The organism is Streptomyces sp. NPDC018947, assembly GCF_044390505.1.
Lineage (GTDB): Bacteria > Actinomycetota > Actinomycetes > Streptomycetales > Streptomycetaceae > Streptomyces.
In genome coordinates, this window is sequence record NZ_JBIRZD010000024.1 from 38,370 (window position 1) to 55,657 (window position 17,288).

Here is a 17,288-nt window from a genome sequence, read left to right on the forward strand (position 1 = left end):
AGCGAGGGATTCCTCCTGGGGGAGGCCGGCGAGGGCAACGAAGCCGAAGTCGAGCGCGACCTGGTAGGCCAGCGTTACGCCAATGCGGCGCCGGACGCATCTACGGGAGGCGGCAGGGTGCGCAGGCGTTCGCGAAAGTCAGCGACGTATTCGGCGGGGCGGGCGGCGAGTAGTCCCTCCAGCCGCTGCAGCCGGGTGCGGGAGGTGGCGCGCAGTCGGCTCGGCGGTACCCGGTCGAGTACGTCCAGGGCGCGTTGTGCGGCGTCGGACGGCTGGTCGGGGGCTTCGGCCTGGGCGAGGACGAGGGTGGCGGCGGCCCATCCGGCGGTGCCGGGGGTGCAGGCGGCCGCGGAGGCCTCTGCGCGGGTACGGGCCTGGTCGGTGCGGCCCAGCACGAGGCGGGCCTCCGCCTGGTGCAGGGCGAGTTCCGGTTCGTCGAAGCCGAAGCGCCCTGGGGCCTGTCCGGCCGGGTCTGCTTCGAGTTCGGTCAGTGCCACGTCGAGGGCTGCGGTGGCTTCCCGGTCGCGGCCCTGCTCGGCGAGGGTCCGGAGCAGGGCCCAGGCATGGAGTTGGGCACGGACCAGGCCGGAGGGGCGGCGGCCGCGCCACGCTCGGCGTACGTGAGCGCGGCGGTCAGGTTGCCGGTGTGGCGGGCGACCATGCTCTGCGCCCCGTACGCCCACGCCAGCAGCGCGGCGTCGCCGCATCGGTTGGCATACGCCACGGCGGTGCCCAGATGGGTGCGGGCGCCGGCGGCGTCGTCCAGGTGAAAGGCCAGGTTGCCCAGCAGCCCGGACAGTCGGCCGACCTGGCGGTGCAGCTCGGTGCCGTCGGTGTCGGCAGGCAGTACTGAGGCCAGCAGGGAGCGGGTCGCGCGGACTTCCCGGAACAGCACCGGGAGGGGATGCTTGCTGTAGTTGAGGTGGTAGTGGTCGGCGGCGAGTTCGTCGATCAGCGGGCCGCCTGAAGGCTCTGCCAGGATCGCGAGCTGAAGGGACTCTCTGACCGAGGGGACCCCAGCATCGGTGGTCATCGGATCCGTCCCTTCCTGCCGGCCGGATGCGGCCACGCCGGCGTCGCTGCGACCGTATCCGATCAACTCCGCGGTCCACGACGACAACTGCCGTACTCGAGGAATCTTGTGCAGTCCCAGCTGTTGTGGGCTGGCCCGGTAGGCGCGGCACAGCATGACCGTGTAGTCCTGGCCGGGCCAATCTTCGGGATCGTGTTCCCAGCGGCACAGCATCGACTCGGATAACCCGGGCAGCAGCAGACCGTCCGCGACGTACAGCTCGCCGATCTGAGCAACGGTGTCGGCCCGGGACCATCCCAAGGCCAGCCGCCAGGCTTCCAGCTCCGTGACCTCGGCAAGTTCCTGACGGATCGCCGCAGCGATGTGCTCGGTGGTGAAGCCGGTGCGCTGGCACCGTCTGCGGATCAACGCGGCCTCCCGCGCGATGGCGGCACGGCGCGAGCGGGTGATTGCGGCGGTCATGGGCGCCCCCGTCAAACCAGGTTTGAGCCCTTCACGTTATCCCAGGCGCTGCCGCTCAGGCAGGACGAAGTCGCGTATTGCGGCAAGCCGCAATACGGCCTCTGAACAGGCGCAATGACCCCGGTGCTGGCTGCGGGCGACGCTGTCTGGACCCGGCCGGTTGTGGCCGGGACACCTCCGGATGAGGGGAGGGGCGCCATGGGCTACGACCACTGATCTCCTCGCTCGGCGAGGCCCGTTGTCCGCATCCCGGCCGCCGGCATCACCGGCGGCCGGGACCGGCCCACCCTGCTGTAAAGGAGACCCCCTCGATGGCCACGGGACCGATGACTCCGGTGCGCTACCACCCCTTGGACGAGGCGACGCTCGCCGACCCCTACCCGGTGCTCGCCGCCTTGCGCGAGCAGACGCCGGTGGCCTGGCACGAGACGATGCAGTCCTGGCTGACCTCCCGCTACCACGACTGTCTGCGCGTACTGCGGGACCACGAGAGGTTCGCACGGGATCCGCGCCGCCTCGGTCTGAAGGTCCCGGACGCGCACCTGAGCGTGCAGGTCCTCGACCCGCCCCAGCAGGCCGGGGTGCGCAGCCTGTTCATGAGCGCTCTGCACGCGCAGGACCTTGACACTCTCCAGCACTCGGTCGGCCATCTGGTCCGCGAGCGGCTGGAGCAGTCGGGGGCCCACCCGGTGGAGGCGATGAGCCAGCTCGCACAGCCCGTCGCCTTGGCCGCCACCACCGGCCTGCTCGGTGTCACACCCCCGCCGCTGGCCGAATGGGCGGCCACCTCCGACACGATCATGCGAAGCATGGACGCGGGCCTGGACCCGGAACTCGTCGAGCCCGGCCGGCACGCCCGCACACAGCTGAGTGACCTCGTAGCGTCCTGGTTCACCACCACGGGCCGGCCCACCGGGCTGCTCGGGCATGTCCGCACGCGTGCCGCGGCCGCCGGCCCCGAGCAGGCGGCCTACATGCGGCACACCGCCCGCGTGATGTTCCAGGGCGGCTACTCCACCCTCACCGCCGCGCTCGGCAACCTGCTGCACGCCCTGGCCCACCATCCCGAGCTCCGGTCCGTGCTGCGCGAGAACCGGCATCTGGTGCGTACGGCCGTTGACGAGCTGGTCCGCTACGACGGCCCCGTGCAGGGCACCACCCGCCTGGCCACCGGCGACGTCACGATCCGCGGCGTGCGGGTGCGGCGCGGCCAGAAGGTGACCGTGCTGTTCGCGGCGGCCAACCGCGACCCCGACGCCTTCGCCGATCCCGACCGGATCGTCGTGGACCGTACGCCCAACCAGCACCTCGGCTACGGCTGGGGCACCCACGCCTGCCTCGGCACGGTCATGGCCCAGCGCGTCCTGGCCGTGCTCGTCGACGCGCTACTCGACACCCAGGTCTGGCCGTGCCCGGCCGGGCCCGCAATCCGCCTACGCACGGCCACGATGCGCACCTTCGCTCGTCTCCCGCTCTCCCTCCACTCCCGCCCCTGAACCGCCGCTTGGAGCTGCCGTGAGGATCATCGTCGCCAACCACATCGACCCGGCCATCCGTCATCGCACCGACCTGTGGGCGTGGACGCAGCGCGCGCTGTGGGGCGCCCGCAACGGCGACCTCGTCCTACTGTGCGCCCCGCCCGACCCTGGGTTTCTGCGCTACGCGACCGGCCTCACCGGCACCGACCCGAAGCAGTTGCATCTGGTGACGGTGCCGCCCGGCCAGTTCGGCGGCCGTCTACTCGACCCGCAGATGCTGACCCACCCCGACCTCGTCGCCCAGGTCCGCTCCGTGCTCGCCGACGTCGGCGGTGCCCAGGCGGTCACGCAGGTGTGGGCGTTGTGGCCGTCGGCGTCCGTCGCCCGCTTCGCTACGGCCCTCGGCCTGGACGAGAAGCTGCCCGGTGCCGGATTCCTCACCCAAGGGGGTGGCGAACTCGTCAACAACAAAGCCGCCTTCAGGATGCTCGCGGCCGCGGCCGGGGCTCCCGTCCCCGCGGGCACCGTCGTCCGCGACCCGGGCGAGGCCGCCACCGCCACCTGCTCCCAGCTCGCGAGCACTGGTGCGGTCGTGGTCAAGCAGGCCCACAACGGTGCCGGCGTGGGCAACGAGCTGCTCGTGGCCGATCCCTCACTGGCCACCGGCCACGCCGGCGCCCGCCACCTGCACCAGCTGCAGCGCACCGACCCGACCACGGCGATCACCGCGTACTGGTCCGAGCGCTGGCCGTGGGCGAGTGCCCAGGGCCGCTTCCCCGTCGTCATCGAGGAGTTCATCCCCGACGCGCGGACCGTGTACTGCGAGCAGCACCTCACCGACACCAGCATCATTCCGACCGAGATGGGCGAGCTGCGCTACACCGGCCGGCGCCTGAGCCACGAGAGCGTGCCCCTGCGTGACCTCACCCCGGCCGTCCACAAGCAGCTGCTGGACGGCTCCACACGTCTCGCCGCTACCTACCGGGACGTCGGCTACCGCGGCCGCCTGAGCACCGACGCGATCGTCACCCCCGACGGTCAAGTGCTGTTCACCGAGGTCAACGCCCAGGTCACCGGGTCCTGGCACATCTACGAGGTCTTCGCCCACCACATCGTGCACGCGAATACCGGCCCCGAGCGCACCGTCACCGAAACCCACGTCCCCGCCCACTGGACGGTCCCGGACGGCGCCACCTTCCACCGCACGCTGACCGAACTCGGCCTCGGCTACGACCCCGCCACCCGCACCGGAGTGATCGTGTCGATGCCCATCGTCGACCCACCCCCCGGCACCGGCAGGGGCGCTCAGTTCACCTTCTCCACCGTCTACGACACCCCCGCCAGCCGTGACGCGATCTGGAACGCCCTGCAGACCCGCTTCGCCGCACCCCGCACGGCGGCCTGACGAAAGGCACACCGATGAGTACCGCGACACCCGCGCGGCCCGCACCTGCGGCCCGCCTCACCCCCGTCTTCGACCCGGCCCGCCTCGCCGCCGAACTGGCCACTGTCACCGACCACGAGTGGGAACGCCAGCGCACCCACCACACGGCCGGCCGTATCGGCCCCGACACCCCGACCGACTGGCGTGTGCTGCCGCTGCGCAGCCCCGGCGGGGACCCCACCCGCACCGACCCCGGCGGCCCCGGCCCCCACGACTACGCCGCCACCTGCTGGCTTCAACAGCTGCCCTACCTGCAGCAGATCCTCGACACCATCCCGGCCCCGCTGAACGCCGTCCGGCTGCTCGCTCTCGGCCCCAGCGCCGCCTCCCAGCCACACCGCGACCCCAAGTACGCACTCATCCGCGGCATGGTGCGCCTGCACATCCCGATCACCACCCACCCTGGCGCGGTCCTCGTCCTCGACGGCACCGAGCACCGCTGGCAGCCCGGCACCTTCTGGTACGGCGACTTCTCCCGCGAGCACCTGGTGCGCAACACCGGGCCGCTACGGCGCGTCCACGCGGTCATCGACGCACTGCTCACCCGTGAGCTCGCCGGACTCTTCCCCGCCCCGTGGCAGGAGAAGCTCGCCGACGCCGACGTGCTGTTCAACCGACAGCCCGACCCCGCACAGCGGCCGCCCGCCACGCTGCCGACAACCCTGGCCCTGCCGTCCGGGTTCATGGACTTCGCCCACGACACCCCGCTGGAGGGCCCCTCCACGACCATCCGGCTCGCCGCACGCGGTGACGACCTCGCCCTTCAGGCCGGGGAGCACCGCTACGCCCTCGCGCCCGTCGCCGACAGCGAGTACCGCTACGCCGGCTGGAGCGAGCAGCGCACGCTCCAGCTCCGCGGCGACCACGTCGTGCTGCATGCCCGGCACGGCCGCGCCCTGACCAGCCAGCACTTCCCCCTCCCGGCCGCCGACGGCAGCCAGGCCCACACCTGACGAAACGAGGACGCACCCATGCTGAACAGCTACGACGACTTCACCCCACTGCGCGAGATCATCGTGGGTTCCGCGGAGAACTACGTGGGCCACGACCGTGACCTCACCTTCGAGTTGTTCTTCCACGAGGCCATCGGCGGCTACCGCTCCGACTGGGCCTACCCGCGGCTGGCCGCCCGCGGCAGCGGCGGGCAGGCCCAGACGTGGAAGATCAGCAAGCGGTACACCGAGGAACTCCACGAGGACGTCGAGAACCTCGCCGCCCTGCTCGCCTCCCTCGGCATCACCGTGCACCGGCCGCTGCCGCTGCCCGAAAACGCCGCACCGATCGCCGGGCTGGGCTGGCAGGCCGCCCCCACCCCGGCACTGAACATCCGGGACAACACCCTCATCCTCGGCGACGAGATCATCGAAACCGCACCCGCCGTCCGCAGCCGCTACCTGGAAACCCGGCTGCTGACCCCCGTCTTCCACCACTACGCAGACGCCGGCGCCCGCTGGTCGACGATGCCCCGGCCCACCCTCACCGACGCCAGCTTCGACCTCTCCTACGCCCGGGACGCCGCCACCACCCTCGGCGGGCCGACCGAACCGATCACCGACCCGCAGCCCAGCCCGTACGACGTCGGCCTCGAGATGATGCTCGACGGCGCCCAGGTGCTGCGCCTGGGACTGGACCTGATCGTCAACATCGCGCAGGACAACCACCGGCTCGGCGCCGACTGGCTACAGCGACAGGTGGCAGGACGCTTCCGCCTCCACCGCGTGCACCGCATGGCCGACAACCACATCGACTCCATGCTCCTGGCCCTCAAGCCCGGGGTGTTCCTCGCCCGGCACGCCGGGCTGCGCGAGATGCTCCCGGACGCCTTCCAGAGCTGGAAGTTCATCGTGCCGCCCGAACCCGCCCCCGGCAGCTTCCCCACCTACGACGACACCGACCTGGTCCTCACCAGCCCCTACATCGACATCAACGTGCTGTCCCTGGACGAGCAGCGCGTGCTGGTCAATGCCGACTGCACCGGCCTGCTCAAGACGCTGGAGGGCGAGGGCTTCACCGTGATCCCGGTCCGCCACCGCCACCGCCGCCTGTTCGGCGGCGGCTTCCACTGCTTCACCCTCGACACACGCCGCACGGGCGGGCCGGAGGACTACCGGTGAGCGTGCCGGTCCTGCTGCTGGAGGCGGCCGGCCCCGAGTCCGAGCAACTGGCCCGCGCCGCGGCCGCCGCCGGCCACCCCCTGCATGCCGTCACCGACGCCGCCACCCTCGCCACCTACCCCCGCGAGCTGCGCCAGCTCCTGCAGGGCCATCTGGTCACCGACTTCGCCCGGCCCGGGCAAGCCCTCAAGGACATCACCGGCTACGGACGCCGTATCGGCGCGAAGGCCCTGCTCACCGTCAACGAGTACCTCACCGACCTGGCCGCCCGGGCCTGCGCGGCTCTCAGCCTGCCCGGCAACAATCCCGAACGCACGGCCGCCGCACGCAACAAGGCCCTCATGGCCGCCGCGTTCGACGCCGGCCACGTCTCCACGCCTCGCACCGCGATCGTCGCGGACCCGCGCGAACTGCGGGCCGCGGCCCGCGCGGCCGGCTTCCCCTGCGTCGTCAAACCGGCCGACGGCGCCGGATCAGCCGGCGTCACCGTGATCACCAGTCCCCAGCAGCTGACCCCGGCCTGGCACGCCGCCCGCCAGGCACAGGTGATGTACGGGATGCCACGCGACGAGCGCCTCCTGGTCCAGGAACACGTCGGCGGCCTTGAGGTCAGCGTCGAGTCCGTCACCCAGCACGGTGTCACCACCCATCTGTGCATCACCCGCAAGCACACCACCGGCGGCATCCACCGCGTCGAGCTGGGCCACACGCTGCCCGCCCGCCTGCCCGCGGCCGCCGAGCGCACCCTGCTCGACCAGACCGACCGGGCGATCGCCGCGGTCGGTGTCCGCAACGGCGCCACCCACACCGAACTCGTCCTCACCCCCCACGGCCGGTGCACCGTCCTGGAGATCGGCGCCCGACTCGGCACCGGTCACATCGGCGTCCTGATCCAGCACGCTCTCGGCATTGACCCGTGGCGCACCCTGTGGGACATCGCCCTCGGCCACCCGGCCACACTCCCCCCGGCAGGCAGCGGCTACGCCACCGTCCGGTTCCTGACCACGCCCCACGCGGGCCGCCTCGTCGCTGTCACCGGCCTGCCAGAGGTGACCCCCACCATCCCTGCGGCACGCGTGCGAACGGCCACGGATACGCACGTCGGCCCGGCAACGTCCAACCGAGGCCGCCTCGGCCACGTCATCGTCACCGGCCGCGATCCGCACACGGTCGACGAGCAAGCCGACCGCATCATGCGCCAGATCACCGTCACCGTCGACCCAGGGACCGCGACGTGAGCACCCCACGAACGGCCGACACAGCCGGCCACCAGACCACCAGGGCCCCGGAGTTCGACCGGCTCTTCACCAGCGACGGACACACCGGCGACAGCACCTTCAGCGCGATCGCCCACATGGTCGACCCCGACCTGCCGCCCGGCCTCGACCTGTTCTCCTTCCTCTGCGCCGACCTGCTCCACCACATCGCCGACCGGCTCGACCTCCACCCACGGCAACTCCTGGCCGACCTCGGCTGCGGCCGCGGAGGCCCTGGCCTGTGGCTCGCCGGCCAAGCACGCGCGAACCTGATCGGTATCGACTTCTCCCCGGTCGCCGTCTCCCACGCCCACCACCGGGCCGCACGGTCCCCTCACATCGAGGCAGCGTTCGCCGTAGCCGACCTCGCAAGCCTCCCCCTGGCCGACGCGAGCGTGGACCGGGCGCTGTCGCTGGACGCCCTGCAGTACGCCCCTGACCGGGTCGCCGCAGCCCGTCAGGCCCTGCGCATCCTCAAGCACGGTGGCCGCCTGGTACTCACCGGCTGGCATCCCCACATGCCGGGCGATACGCGCCTGCCTGCGCGTCACCAGCACACCGACTGGGTTCGCGTGCTGCGCGCAGCGGGCTTCACCGACGTGCACTGCACCAGTGCGCCGGCATGGGACGCCGCCTACCAGTCGATCTATCGGACCGCGCTCACCGTGCCGGCCGAGCCGGGCACGGCACTGGCCGGACTGCAGGGCGAAGCTCGACGACGGCTGCCCACCGCGCACCTGCTGCGCCGCGTGGCGGTCACCGCCGTACGGAGATGAAGACGCCCCGCCCGGCGGGACCGGTCACAGCCAAGACGGTCAGGTCAGCTGGGCCAGGACGTCGGCCAAGGCGCTGTAGGTGTCGCGGACGCCCTCGTCCTTGCGGAGACGGTGACGCTCCAAACGGATGGCGCCCAGGTGGCGGGCCTCGTAGACAAGGGACCGCCAGAGAGCGGCCGGGGAGGTGTCGCGGGGGCCGTAGGTGTCCCAGAACGCGGTGCGCTCGTCCTGTTTGGCGCAGGCCATGCGGATGGTCCAGTCAGCCGCCGGATCACCGAAGAGGGTGCGGTCCAGGTCAAGCACGCCGGTGATCACCGGCGTGGGGGCCTCAGGGTAGAGCATGGTGTTGACGGTCCACAGATCCCCCGTGAGCAGACGCGCTTCGGTGATCTCGTCGAGGACAGCGTGGTGCTCGCCGGCGAGGTCGGCGACCTTGCGTACGTCGGCGGCATCCAGGCCCACACGGCCCAGGTCGTCGGCGATGGCACGGAGGGAGGCGATCACGGCCGCGCTCCAGGTGCCATGGCCAGGCCCCGCGACCGGCCCGAAATGCCCGCCCCGGACGGCGTGAACGCGGGCCGTGATCTCGCCGAGCTGGGCGAAGAAGCCCAGCCACAGGTCCCGGGGATAGGCGCCAAGCCGTTCCGGGGCGGGCACGCCCGTGAGGTGGCTCTGCACCATCCAGTCCCGGCCGGCGACCTCCTGCGACCAGTCGGCGAACAGCACGCGCGGGACGAGACCGGCGATGGGGGAGAGGTAGGGGACGGTTGCGTACTCGTTGCGCATCAGCTCCCGCTCGGAGCTGAACTGCTGGACGGAAGTGGGGGCGATGCGCAGGATGACCGGCTCTTCCAGGCTGTCCACAGCGATCCGGAAGGTGGTGTTGTACATCCCGCCACCGAGTTCCACAGCAGAGGTAACTTGTGCTGCGGACCCGAAGGCACGCCGCCCGATCGCCTCGATGTCCTCCGGGGTGACGGGCTGCTGGAAGGCGTGCGGGTCGCGGGAGATGGATCGGAAGTCCATGAGGCTCCTCAACGGAGGCGGGAAGGCGGCTGGTCAGAAGTAGGCGACGGAGTTACGGGACCGATGCGGGGTGGTGGTGGGCTTCCCGACCCGCGCGTCGCCGTACAGGAGGGTCCCCTCGAGGGCGTACCGGGCTCCATGCTTGCTGATCCCCGTAATCGTGGCGACGGCCAGCACCAGACCCTCGGGGTTGACGATCTGCACTTCGTCCTGGGCCAGAGCCCGGTCAGCGTTGAACTTCCAGATGCCGCGGCCGGCCATCCACGCCTCGTCCTCTGTCATGCCCGGGCGCCACCCAATCGTGGACCGGCCGAGATGGTCGCCTGGTTCGGCGGGCCGCTCCGGGCCCAGCTGGATCTGAAGCACACCCACTCCTCAACTTACTGACTTGTTTGAAAGTTACGACTAGACCTTAACTTGTCAACAAGTTAAAAAGTTGCTTCGGACACGGCTGCCGACGTCTCCCACGCCGCGGCGCTGCGCCGGGCCCGTGCGGAGCGCGCGGCGAGGGAGTCGCGGACGGGGGCGGGGGGCTGTGTCCCAGCCCTGGTGTCCTGTCACCTCGATCTTTGAGCGTGTGCCATCAAAGTTTGAGTGGCGTGGAGCACGGTAGGTCAGGGGCGTCGTGCGAGGAAGACGAACTCTTTGCCTGGCCGGTCAGGCGCATCGCGGACGTCTTGCACCACGTAGCCATGGGCGACCAGGTCCGTCTCGACCTCGTCACGTCCCCGGAAGCGCAGCGTCGAATCCGACGTCAGAACCTGTCCGTCCGCTGCGAAGACGTAGGTCCAGCGGAAGGTCACGAGAGACTGGCTCACCTCGAGCAGATGGACCCAGTTCTCGACGGGGCCGACGCCCGGGATCTCCGTCACGCGGTAGGAGTGCTCGCGGGTCCATTCTTCCCAGGCGCGTCTGGCCGGATCACGGGTCTCGAAGACCAGGTGCCCGCCGGGCCGTAGTGCCTCGTAGGCTCCCTGCAGCGTCTTCTGCCAGGTGTCCGGATCAACGATGGCCTGGGCGACGTTCGCTGTCATCGTCGCGAGGTCGACCTGCAGTGACGGGAGGGCTGTGGCGTCACCGCAGATCCAGCGCACTCGGTCACTGCCCGGTTTGGCCCGGGCGACGTCGACGGATGCCTGGGCGGGATCGATGCCGACGACGTCGATCCCGCGGTCGGCCAGGAGAAGTGCGAACACCCCGGTGCCGCAGCCGATGTCCAGAACTTGGCGCGCCCCGAACTCTTCCGTCATCCGGAGGTAGGCATCGAGATCGCTGCGGTCGGGGTCGAGCGGATCGTAGATCGCGGCGAGTCGTGGATGCCCGAAGCAGTCGTCAGCCATGCGGCCGAACGTATGCAGAGCCGACCTCGAAGAGCTACTGAGTTTCGCCGGACTCGGCTGGCTGGGGTTTCTCGGGCGAGGGAGTCGCCTCACCACTAGTGACCTGAGTCGGAGATTCATCGTTGGTTCGGTATGAGTCGTCCGGGTCCGAAGATTCCGCCGTTGTTGGTGACCGATGCCCAGCGGGCTGTGCTGGAGGGGTGGGTGCGTCGCCGCACGACGGCTCAGGCGCTGGCCCAGCGGTCGCGGATCGTGCTGGAGTGCGTCGACGGGCACTCGATCATGGAGGTGTCACGCCGGCTCGGGGTCGCTCCCGACACGGTCCGCACCTGGCGGCGCCGCTTCCTCGAACGCGGCCTGGACGGCCTGTCTGACGAGCCGCGGCCCGGCGTCCCGCGGAAGATCACCGACGCGGACGTCGAACGGGTCATCGTCAAGACACTCGAGGAGAAACCGAAGAACGCCACCCACTGGTCGACCCGGTCGATGGCGGCGGCCACGGGTATGTCGCAGTCGGCGATCTCGCGGATCTGGCGGGCGTTCGCCCTGGCCCCGCACCGGTCGCAGACGTTCAAGCTGTCCACGGACCCGCTGTTCATCGACAAGGTCCGCGATGTCGTGGGCCTGTATCTCGACCCGCCGGAGAAGGCCTTGGTGCTCTGCGTGGACGAGAAGTCCCAGATCCAGGCTCTCGACCGGTCCCAGCCTGTGCTGCCGATGGTTCCCGGCGTTCCCGAACGCCGCAGCCACGACTACGTCCGCTCCGGCACCACCACCCTGTTCGCCGCACTGGAAGTCGCCACCGGCAAGGTCATCGGCTCCCTGCACCGACGCCACCGGGCCATCGAGTTCAAGAAGTTCGTGACCAAGCTCGACAAGGAAGTCCCCGCTGATCTAGACGTGCACCTGATCCTGGACAACTACGTCACCCACAAGACGCCTGCCATCAAGCAGTGGCTGCTAACGCACCCTCGTTTCCACCTGCACTTCACACCGACGAGTTCGTCCTGGCTGAACCTCGTGGAGCGGTGGTTCGCTGAGCTCACACAGAAGAAGCTCAAGCGAGGCGTCCACCGCTCCGTCCAGGCTCTCGAACGCGACATCCGCGCATGGCTCACCGACTGGAACGAGCACCCGCGGCCCTTCATCTGGACGAAGACCGCCGACGAGATCCTTGACAAAGTCGCCGCCTACTGCCGACGAATCTCTGACTCAGGTCACTAGAGTTCGTACGGTATTTATGCGGTCAAAGTACGCTGAAGTTACGGTCCAAATGACAGACTGCGCGGCAGGAGGTGTTCCATGTCCGAGTTGTTCGACGCCGTCGACGCCCTGGTCGCGTCCCGGGCTCCGCTGCCGCCGGCGGAGGAGCGCAAGCGACTGCGGGTCGCGCACGGCCTGACCCTGGACGACGTCGCCGGCGTGCTGAAGGTGCGCCGGGCCACGGTGTCCGCCTGGGAGTCGATAAAGAAGCCGACTGAGCCGCGCGGCCCGGAGCGTGAGGCGTACGCGCGGCTGCTCAAGCAGCTCGGCGAGCTCTATCCGGCCCCGGTCCCCGCCACGTTCACTGGCGCCACCGCTGCGGCGGAAGCGCAGCCTCTGCCTACAGGCCCGGTCTCGAAGGCTGCGGACATGGCTGCAACCGATAACACCCAGACCCCCGACCCGGCGCCCGTCGCTGCTGCCCCAGCCACCGCGCCCCGCCCGGCACGCACCACCAAGCCGTCCACGTCACGCCGTCCCAGCGCTCGGAAGGCGGCCCCGATCGATGCTCCTGCGGGCGGCACCGACCCGCGGTTCGAGAACGGGCCGCTCGCGGTCGTCGACGTCGACACCGACGGTCAGGTGCTGGCGTACTGCACTGGTGGCCTGGTCCTGGATGTGCCCGCCAAGTCTCTGCCCTCCCTGGTGGAGTGGACGCTCAAGGAGGCGAGCTTGGGCAGCCGAAGCTGTCCGGGCCGGGCAAGGACGCCGACCCGCTGCTCGTACTCACCCAGGCCGCCCTGGAACGCTACGGCCTCCCCGTCGCCCTCACCGACAAGGAGCGGCTCGCCGGGCGGATTCCAGAAGGGCACAAGGTCATCAAGCAGCTGGCGCGCGCGGAGTGGAAGCTGACCAAGCGCGGTTTCGGGCCGTGGGCGCGGATCTACCGCCCCGCTCAGGGTTCGGAGCGGGCCTGCGTGCAGCTGTGCATCCCGTCCTGGAACGCGCTGGACACCCGTCACTGGGGCAAGGCCGGGCAGCTTCCGCCAGCCGAACTCGCCCGCGTGCTGGGCGTGTACGCGTCCCGGGTGATGACGCCGCGCGGCTCCACCGCTGTGACCGGCCTGGAGCTGATGACCGCGCTGCACCCGCCGACCCGCGCCTCCGAGCCCGACTCAAGCGATACGCAGTCCGCGAGGTTTTCAACCTGGTCAGACCGGTTTCCCGCACCCCCGCGTTAAAGGGGCGTCCCTTCGAGATGTCCGGCTCGCCGGCAATGATCAGGCCGCGCCCACTTGGCTCGTGTCTCGCAGCAGCATTGCCCGTAATCAAGGAAGCGCGTCTCCAGGATCATCGGGGCGGTGGCCGTGAACGCGGTACACGAGCTCGTCCGGGTGGCGCATGACCCTGGCCAGTCGCCACGCCGCGTCATACGGCCTGCGGCCGCGCTCCCGGGACCACAGGCGTAGGGCGAGCAGACTGGTGAGCGGGTCAAGCAGCCAGCGCAGTAGGGAGGTCTTCACTGCTCATCCTCCGCTGCTAAGGGGACGGTTGCTGGGGACGGCGCCACGGGCTCTAAATCGCCGGACGGTGACGGCCAGGGGAATCCGTCGGCCCAACCCATCTGCTCGAAGAGCGTGCGGGTCGTGGCCATGAACCGCGCTTGCCGTCCCGGCATGTCGTCCAATCGCTCCCAGACGTAGAGGAGGGTGTGGGCGAGCCGCTCGGCTTGGGTGCGCTCGGTGACCGACGTCCCCACCAAAGGGAGGATGGTGTCCCTGAACGATGCCCAGTTGAGGGCCGACAGGTCGTCCAGATGTTGCTCCAGCCACCAGAGGCGGGCGCTGTCCCCGTCGGTGCACACGGTCCGAGCCAGCTCCTGCCGACGCAACCGGTCCTGCGCGAGCTGGAGTTCAACGTCGCGCAGGGTGTTCTGGTGCTTCTGGGCCCGGTCGGCGTCCTGCTGGGGGAGCAGCAGGGTGAGTCGTGCCCTGAGCCAGAGGCCGGGATAGCCGTCGGGGCTGTGCCACGGCGAGACCGCCAGGGTGAGCCTCTGCTGAGCGCATTCCAGTTCCTCGGGCTGGTGCTCCCCGGCGATGCCGCGGCCGAGTTCGTCCAGGGCCAGGCGGGCCGCCGCTCGCGCGGCGACCCCGTGGTGGGTCCCGGTCGCCCTGGGCGGGATCTGATGGGTGAGAGTGCCGCGCGCCAGGAAGCGGACGCCCGGCAGGCAGGTGGGCCAGTACGCCGTGAACCGGCCGACCCGCCGTCTCCACCAGGGACCGGGACGATCGGTCATGCCTCCGACGCTTTCCGGACGAGGCTGTAGTGCTGCATGGCGTGGCCGAGGATGTCCCGCCAGAACGGCCGGACTACCGCTCCGTCGGCCACCAAGAGCCGGTCGAGCCGCAACCGCAGCCGTGGCGGGGCGAAGACCTCCGCAAGCAGGGCGATCACCGCGTCCCTCTGGTCGGAGTCGTGCTCGAACCGCTCCTGCCACCGGGTTAGTTGATCGAGCACGGCGTCCACGGCGTCGTTGGTGGACAGTAGCGTCTGCCAGGCATGCACGAAGTGCTCCCTGCTGGACGCGTCGCGGGCCGAGGCGAGGACCAGGTCCGTACCCGTGTCACTGGAGACGAGTGCGAGGAAGGCCCCCAAAGCTTGGCGGTGCGCCTTTCCATCGGCCTCGACCCCATGCTTCTTCAGCCACTGCACGACCGTCTTGTCCACGAGGCCAGGAGCGTGCCGGACGAGCTCCCGGAAGGCATCGACCAGCTTCTCGGCGCCGAACTCCTTTCCGCCCGCTGCCTTGCCCAGGCGGGTGAGGGCGAGCGCCGGCTGCTCAAGACCCCAGGGCCCGCCACAGACGTCGATGACCAGATCGACCTTCTCGGCGTTGTTGGACTCTGCCCAGTTGAGGAGTCGGTCCCGGACGTAGCGGCCGAGTTCGGCGTCGGTTGCGGCCTTCGTGAGCGCCTCGACGGCCAAGATGCGCCGAGGGCCGGTGAGCCCCGTCGCGAGAGCGTCGAGCACCTTCCTGTCGTGCCGACGTACCGCCAGGCGCAGGAGGGCTTCGCTTGCCAGACGGGCGTCGTCCTCCGGGACGGACCGATTCGCGGCGACACCGACCGCCCACGTCGTCAGCAGGTCATGCTGGGTGGGGAACTCGTCCCACAGATGACGCAGGACGGCAGCAGGCAGCCCCTGACACGTGCGGTCGTGGTGGGCACGTTCGCCGACGGGCTCGATCTCGGCTGCTTGGAGCCGACGGGACGACGTCGCGTCGGTGAGCACATCGGCCGGCCCGCGGGGCTGGCCCAGCGAGGCGAGCAGGTCGTCGGACGCGCGGACGATGGAACCGCGCCGCCCTCCGTCGAGCAGCGCTCCCGCCCATACCGTGACCCGAGTGGACAGCAACGACGGACTCCCGTCCACCACACCGCGCTTGTTGAGCAGCTTCTCCACCGTGGTATGCCAGTCCCCGAAACGGTCCACGGCTTCCTTGAGCTGTTCCCTGCCGTTGACCGCACTGAGGAGTACGGCCAGCCGGCACGCCTCACGGGCGGACGGGTCGGCTTCCCAGATCGGGGAAAGTTTCTCGTCCGTCAGCCAGGCCAGCCGGTCCCCGTGACCGTGCGCGTCGAGCTCGGCCTCGACCAGGCGCCGCGCACCGGGGGACTCCAGCCGTACGGCGACGTCGCCAGTGGCATCCGCCCATGTGCCCTGCCAGTCGCCCGGGGTGGCGAGCACGACCAGGAAAGACCCCTGTTTACGCAGTGCCGCTCCATGACGGACCAAGTCTTGGCCGAAGCGGGCGGGCGGCTCGTCCGGGAGGTCGGAGAGGTCGAGCAGGTAGCCCGTCGCCGAGCGCACCGGCAGGCACTGGGTCCCGGGCTTGGTCCACTCCGGTTCCAGGTCGAACAGCTCTGGCTCCTGCGGTCCCGCCGTATGGCGCAGGAGCCGTACCGCCGCGGTCCGCCGGCCGCTGCCAGCGGGGGCGCACAGCACCACGACGCCGTGCGCTTCGAGGATCTTGGCGGCGTCGGGCAGACGGTTCGGTTCCCGGGGCTCGACGAAGCGCCCGTCTTCGCTCGCACGGTAAGCGGGGTCGCGGCCGTCGATGGGCAGGGGGTGAACGTAGTCACCGTTCAGGTGTACGGCGTAGTGGACCGCCTGGACGCTGTGGTCGCCGTATTGGTGGAACTCCGACGCGTTCGACGGCGGCGCGCCGGCCGGATCCTCGTGTGCCTGGGGCCCCACCGGCTCGATTCCGTGGTACGTCGGGTCGAGTGCTTCACTGCTGCGGTCGCTCATTGCCGCCCCCGCTTGTCGTAGAAGTTGTAGCCCTGCTTGCCGTGCTCGCCGTACTGGTGGAAAGTCACCGCGCCGGGACCCGCCGGAGCCGTGGGCGCCGACGTCACGAGCGCCTCGGCTCCCGGCTCCTCCTCACCCCCCGCCGTTGTGGACGGCTCGAAGATGTCCGGATCCGCGAGCCCCCAGTCGAAGCCCGGGAGGTGCAGATAGGCCGGCTGCTCGAACTTCTTCACCCTCACCAGATGCCGGTGGAAGTGCGCCGGCAGTACGTCGCCGTTGACACAGCCGCTGTCGAAGACGTCCTCGTACACCCGCTGGGAGACGATCACGGCGGTGTTGGTGATCTCGGGATGGCCACGTTCGAGCACCGCCCGCAGCGCCTTGTCGTCCAGGAGTCGGTGGGTGTGCACCATGGGCACGCCGAGACCGCTTTGAGGCAACGGGCCGACGTGGATGCTGACCCGCAGCTGCAGGGGCTTGAGGTGCGGGTTCTCGGCCCGCCGACGGGAGAGCGCCTGGCGCAGTGCGTCGGGGAAGTGTCCCACCAGCGCGGGTAGGACCTCGGGGTCCATGCCGGCGACGTAGCCATCGCCCGTGTGCTGGCCGAACACGCGCCGTTCCCAGTGCGCGCTGACGTTGCTGGCGCTCAGCGCCTGGGCCAGCAGGGGTGGGATGTCGGCGTTGACTCGCTGCATCCCTTTGCTGTCGAGTGATCCGAAGTCCCTGGCGTCGACGGCCAGCACGGCCCGGTAGGGCCACAAGGGCTCCCATGACGGCAGCATGCGCCGCTCCTCTCGTAGCTCTCCCCGCCCATGCGGTGGGGAGAGCACCACCCTGTTCGAGGA

Annotated in this window: 15 protein-coding genes and 1 pseudogene; 8 read left to right on the forward strand and 8 right to left on the reverse strand. The window is 70.3% G+C overall.

Annotated features, from left to right (window positions below; translation table 11 throughout):
* Window positions 1-74 precede the first annotated feature (74 nt).
* Window positions 75-497 (reverse strand): hypothetical protein, encoded by a 423-nt coding sequence (locus ACH499_RS32800; protein WP_399020496.1) that lies wholly within the window; start codon window positions 495-497, stop codon window positions 75-77.
* A complete protein-coding gene (locus tag ACH499_RS32805; RefSeq protein WP_399020498.1) occupies window positions 488-1,495 on the reverse strand; it encodes a hypothetical protein in 1,008 nt (335 codons plus the stop codon). The genes ACH499_RS32800 and ACH499_RS32805 overlap by 10 nt, the downstream gene beginning before the upstream one ends.
* Window positions 1,496-1,806: 311 nt before the next feature.
* Between ACH499_RS32805 and ACH499_RS32810 the strand changes: the two genes are divergently transcribed.
* From ACH499_RS32810 to ACH499_RS32835, 6 genes are read left to right on the forward strand one after another with little or no spacing between them, the layout of a single operon-like run.
* Window positions 1,807-2,991: a cytochrome P450 gene (locus ACH499_RS32810; RefSeq protein ID WP_399020500.1), complete on the forward strand. Its 1,185-nt coding sequence runs from the start codon at window positions 1,807-1,809 to the stop codon at window positions 2,989-2,991.
* Window positions 2,992-3,010: 19 nt separating this feature from the next.
* On the forward strand, window positions 3,011-4,378 hold the full coding sequence (locus ACH499_RS32815; protein WP_399020502.1) for a hypothetical protein: 1,368 nt from the start codon (window positions 3,011-3,013) through the stop codon (window positions 4,376-4,378).
* A gap of 14 nt (window positions 4,379-4,392) precedes the next feature.
* Window positions 4,393-5,370: an aspartyl/asparaginyl beta-hydroxylase domain-containing protein gene (locus ACH499_RS32820; RefSeq protein WP_399020504.1), complete on the forward strand. Its 978-nt coding sequence runs from the start codon at window positions 4,393-4,395 to the stop codon at window positions 5,368-5,370.
* An 18-nt stretch (window positions 5,371-5,388) separates the two neighbouring features.
* The gene (locus ACH499_RS32825) at window positions 5,389-6,531 is read left to right on the forward strand and encodes a glycine amidinotransferase (RefSeq protein WP_399020506.1); all 1,143 of its coding nucleotides are present in this window, start codon (window positions 5,389-5,391) and stop codon (window positions 6,529-6,531) included.
* Window positions 6,528-7,769 (forward strand): ATP-grasp domain-containing protein, encoded by a 1,242-nt coding sequence (locus ACH499_RS32830; RefSeq protein WP_399020508.1) that lies wholly within the window; start codon window positions 6,528-6,530, stop codon window positions 7,767-7,769. Before ACH499_RS32825 ends, ACH499_RS32830 begins: the two co-directional genes overlap by 4 nt.
* Complete coding sequence (locus ACH499_RS32835) at window positions 7,766-8,563, forward strand: class I SAM-dependent methyltransferase (RefSeq protein WP_399020510.1); 798 nt, start codon at window positions 7,766-7,768, stop codon at window positions 8,561-8,563. The genes ACH499_RS32830 and ACH499_RS32835 overlap by 4 nt, the downstream gene beginning before the upstream one ends.
* 39 nt (window positions 8,564-8,602) lie before the next feature.
* Here ACH499_RS32835 and ACH499_RS32840 read toward each other — a convergent pair whose 3' ends face one another.
* From ACH499_RS32840 to ACH499_RS32850, 3 genes are all read right to left on the reverse strand, one after another.
* Window positions 8,603-9,589, reverse strand: a complete 987-nt coding sequence (locus tag ACH499_RS32840; protein ID WP_399020512.1) for a phosphotransferase family protein — start codon at window positions 9,587-9,589, stop codon at window positions 8,603-8,605.
* A 33-nt stretch (window positions 9,590-9,622) separates the two neighbouring features.
* A complete protein-coding gene (locus ACH499_RS32845; protein WP_399020514.1) occupies window positions 9,623-9,871 on the reverse strand; it encodes a hypothetical protein in 249 nt (82 codons plus the stop codon).
* A 332-nt stretch (window positions 9,872-10,203) separates the two neighbouring features.
* A complete protein-coding gene (locus ACH499_RS32850; RefSeq protein WP_399020516.1) occupies window positions 10,204-10,929 on the reverse strand; it encodes a class I SAM-dependent methyltransferase in 726 nt (241 codons plus the stop codon).
* 132 nt (window positions 10,930-11,061) lie between these two features.
* On the opposite strand from ACH499_RS32850, the gene ACH499_RS32855 reads away from it, so the two are divergent.
* Together ACH499_RS32855 and ACH499_RS32860 are read left to right on the forward strand one after the other, a co-directional pair.
* Complete coding sequence (locus tag ACH499_RS32855; RefSeq protein WP_399020518.1) at window positions 11,062-12,153, forward strand: IS630 family transposase; 1,092 nt, start codon at window positions 11,062-11,064, stop codon at window positions 12,151-12,153.
* Between the two features lie 78 nt (window positions 12,154-12,231).
* Window positions 12,232-13,310, forward strand: a pseudogene (locus tag ACH499_RS32860) (helix-turn-helix domain-containing protein); the annotation flags it as partial.
* Window positions 13,311-13,651: 341 nt separating this feature from the next.
* Here the strand turns inward: ACH499_RS32860 and ACH499_RS32865 are convergent.
* The 3 genes from ACH499_RS32865 to ACH499_RS32875 are packed head-to-tail and all read right to left on the reverse strand — an operon-like array spanning window position 13,652 to window position 17,225.
* A complete protein-coding gene (locus tag ACH499_RS32865; protein WP_399020520.1) occupies window positions 13,652-14,428 on the reverse strand; it encodes a hypothetical protein in 777 nt (258 codons plus the stop codon).
* Window positions 14,425-16,443, reverse strand: coding sequence for a hypothetical protein (locus ACH499_RS32870; RefSeq protein WP_399020522.1), 2,019 nt, complete (start codon window positions 16,441-16,443; stop codon window positions 14,425-14,427). The genes ACH499_RS32865 and ACH499_RS32870 overlap by 4 nt, the downstream gene beginning before the upstream one ends.
* Window positions 16,440-17,225: a hypothetical protein gene (locus ACH499_RS32875; protein WP_399020524.1), complete on the reverse strand. Its 786-nt coding sequence runs from the start codon at window positions 17,223-17,225 to the stop codon at window positions 16,440-16,442. The genes ACH499_RS32870 and ACH499_RS32875 overlap by 4 nt, the downstream gene beginning before the upstream one ends.
* Window positions 17,226-17,288: the final 63 nt, after the last annotated feature.

What these genes read in the sequence shown, in the direction of transcription:
- ACH499_RS32805 (WP_399020498.1), bottom strand. Translation starts at nt 1,495, where the DNA reads ATGACCGCCGCAATCACCCGCTCGCGCCGTGCCGCCATCGCGCGGGAG.
- ACH499_RS32810 (WP_399020500.1), top strand. Translation starts at nt 1,807, where the DNA reads ATGGCCACGGGACCGATGACTCCGGTGCGCTACCACCCCTTGGACGAG.
- ACH499_RS32820 (WP_399020504.1), top strand. Translation starts at nt 4,393, where the DNA reads ATGAGTACCGCGACACCCGCGCGGCCCGCACCTGCGGCCCGCCTCACC.
- ACH499_RS32825 (WP_399020506.1), top strand. Translation starts at nt 5,389, where the DNA reads ATGCTGAACAGCTACGACGACTTCACCCCACTGCGCGAGATCATCGTG.
- ACH499_RS32840 (WP_399020512.1), bottom strand. Translation starts at nt 9,589, where the DNA reads ATGGACTTCCGATCCATCTCCCGCGACCCGCACGCCTTCCAGCAGCCC.
- ACH499_RS32845 (WP_399020514.1), bottom strand. Translation starts at nt 9,871, where the DNA reads ATGACAGAGGACGAGGCGTGGATGGCCGGCCGCGGCATCTGGAAGTTC.
- ACH499_RS32850 (WP_399020516.1), bottom strand. Translation starts at nt 10,929, where the DNA reads ATGGCTGACGACTGCTTCGGGCATCCACGACTCGCCGCGATCTACGAT.
- ACH499_RS32855 (WP_399020518.1), top strand. Translation starts at nt 11,062, where the DNA reads ATGAGTCGTCCGGGTCCGAAGATTCCGCCGTTGTTGGTGACCGATGCC.
- ACH499_RS32865 (WP_399020520.1), bottom strand. Translation starts at nt 14,428, where the DNA reads ATGACCGATCGTCCCGGTCCCTGGTGGAGACGGCGGGTCGGCCGGTTC.
- ACH499_RS32870 (WP_399020522.1), bottom strand. Translation starts at nt 16,443, where the DNA reads ATGAGCGACCGCAGCAGTGAAGCACTCGACCCGACGTACCACGGAATC.
- ACH499_RS32875 (WP_399020524.1), bottom strand. Translation starts at nt 17,225, where the DNA reads ATGCTGCCGTCATGGGAGCCCTTGTGGCCCTACCGGGCCGTGCTGGCC.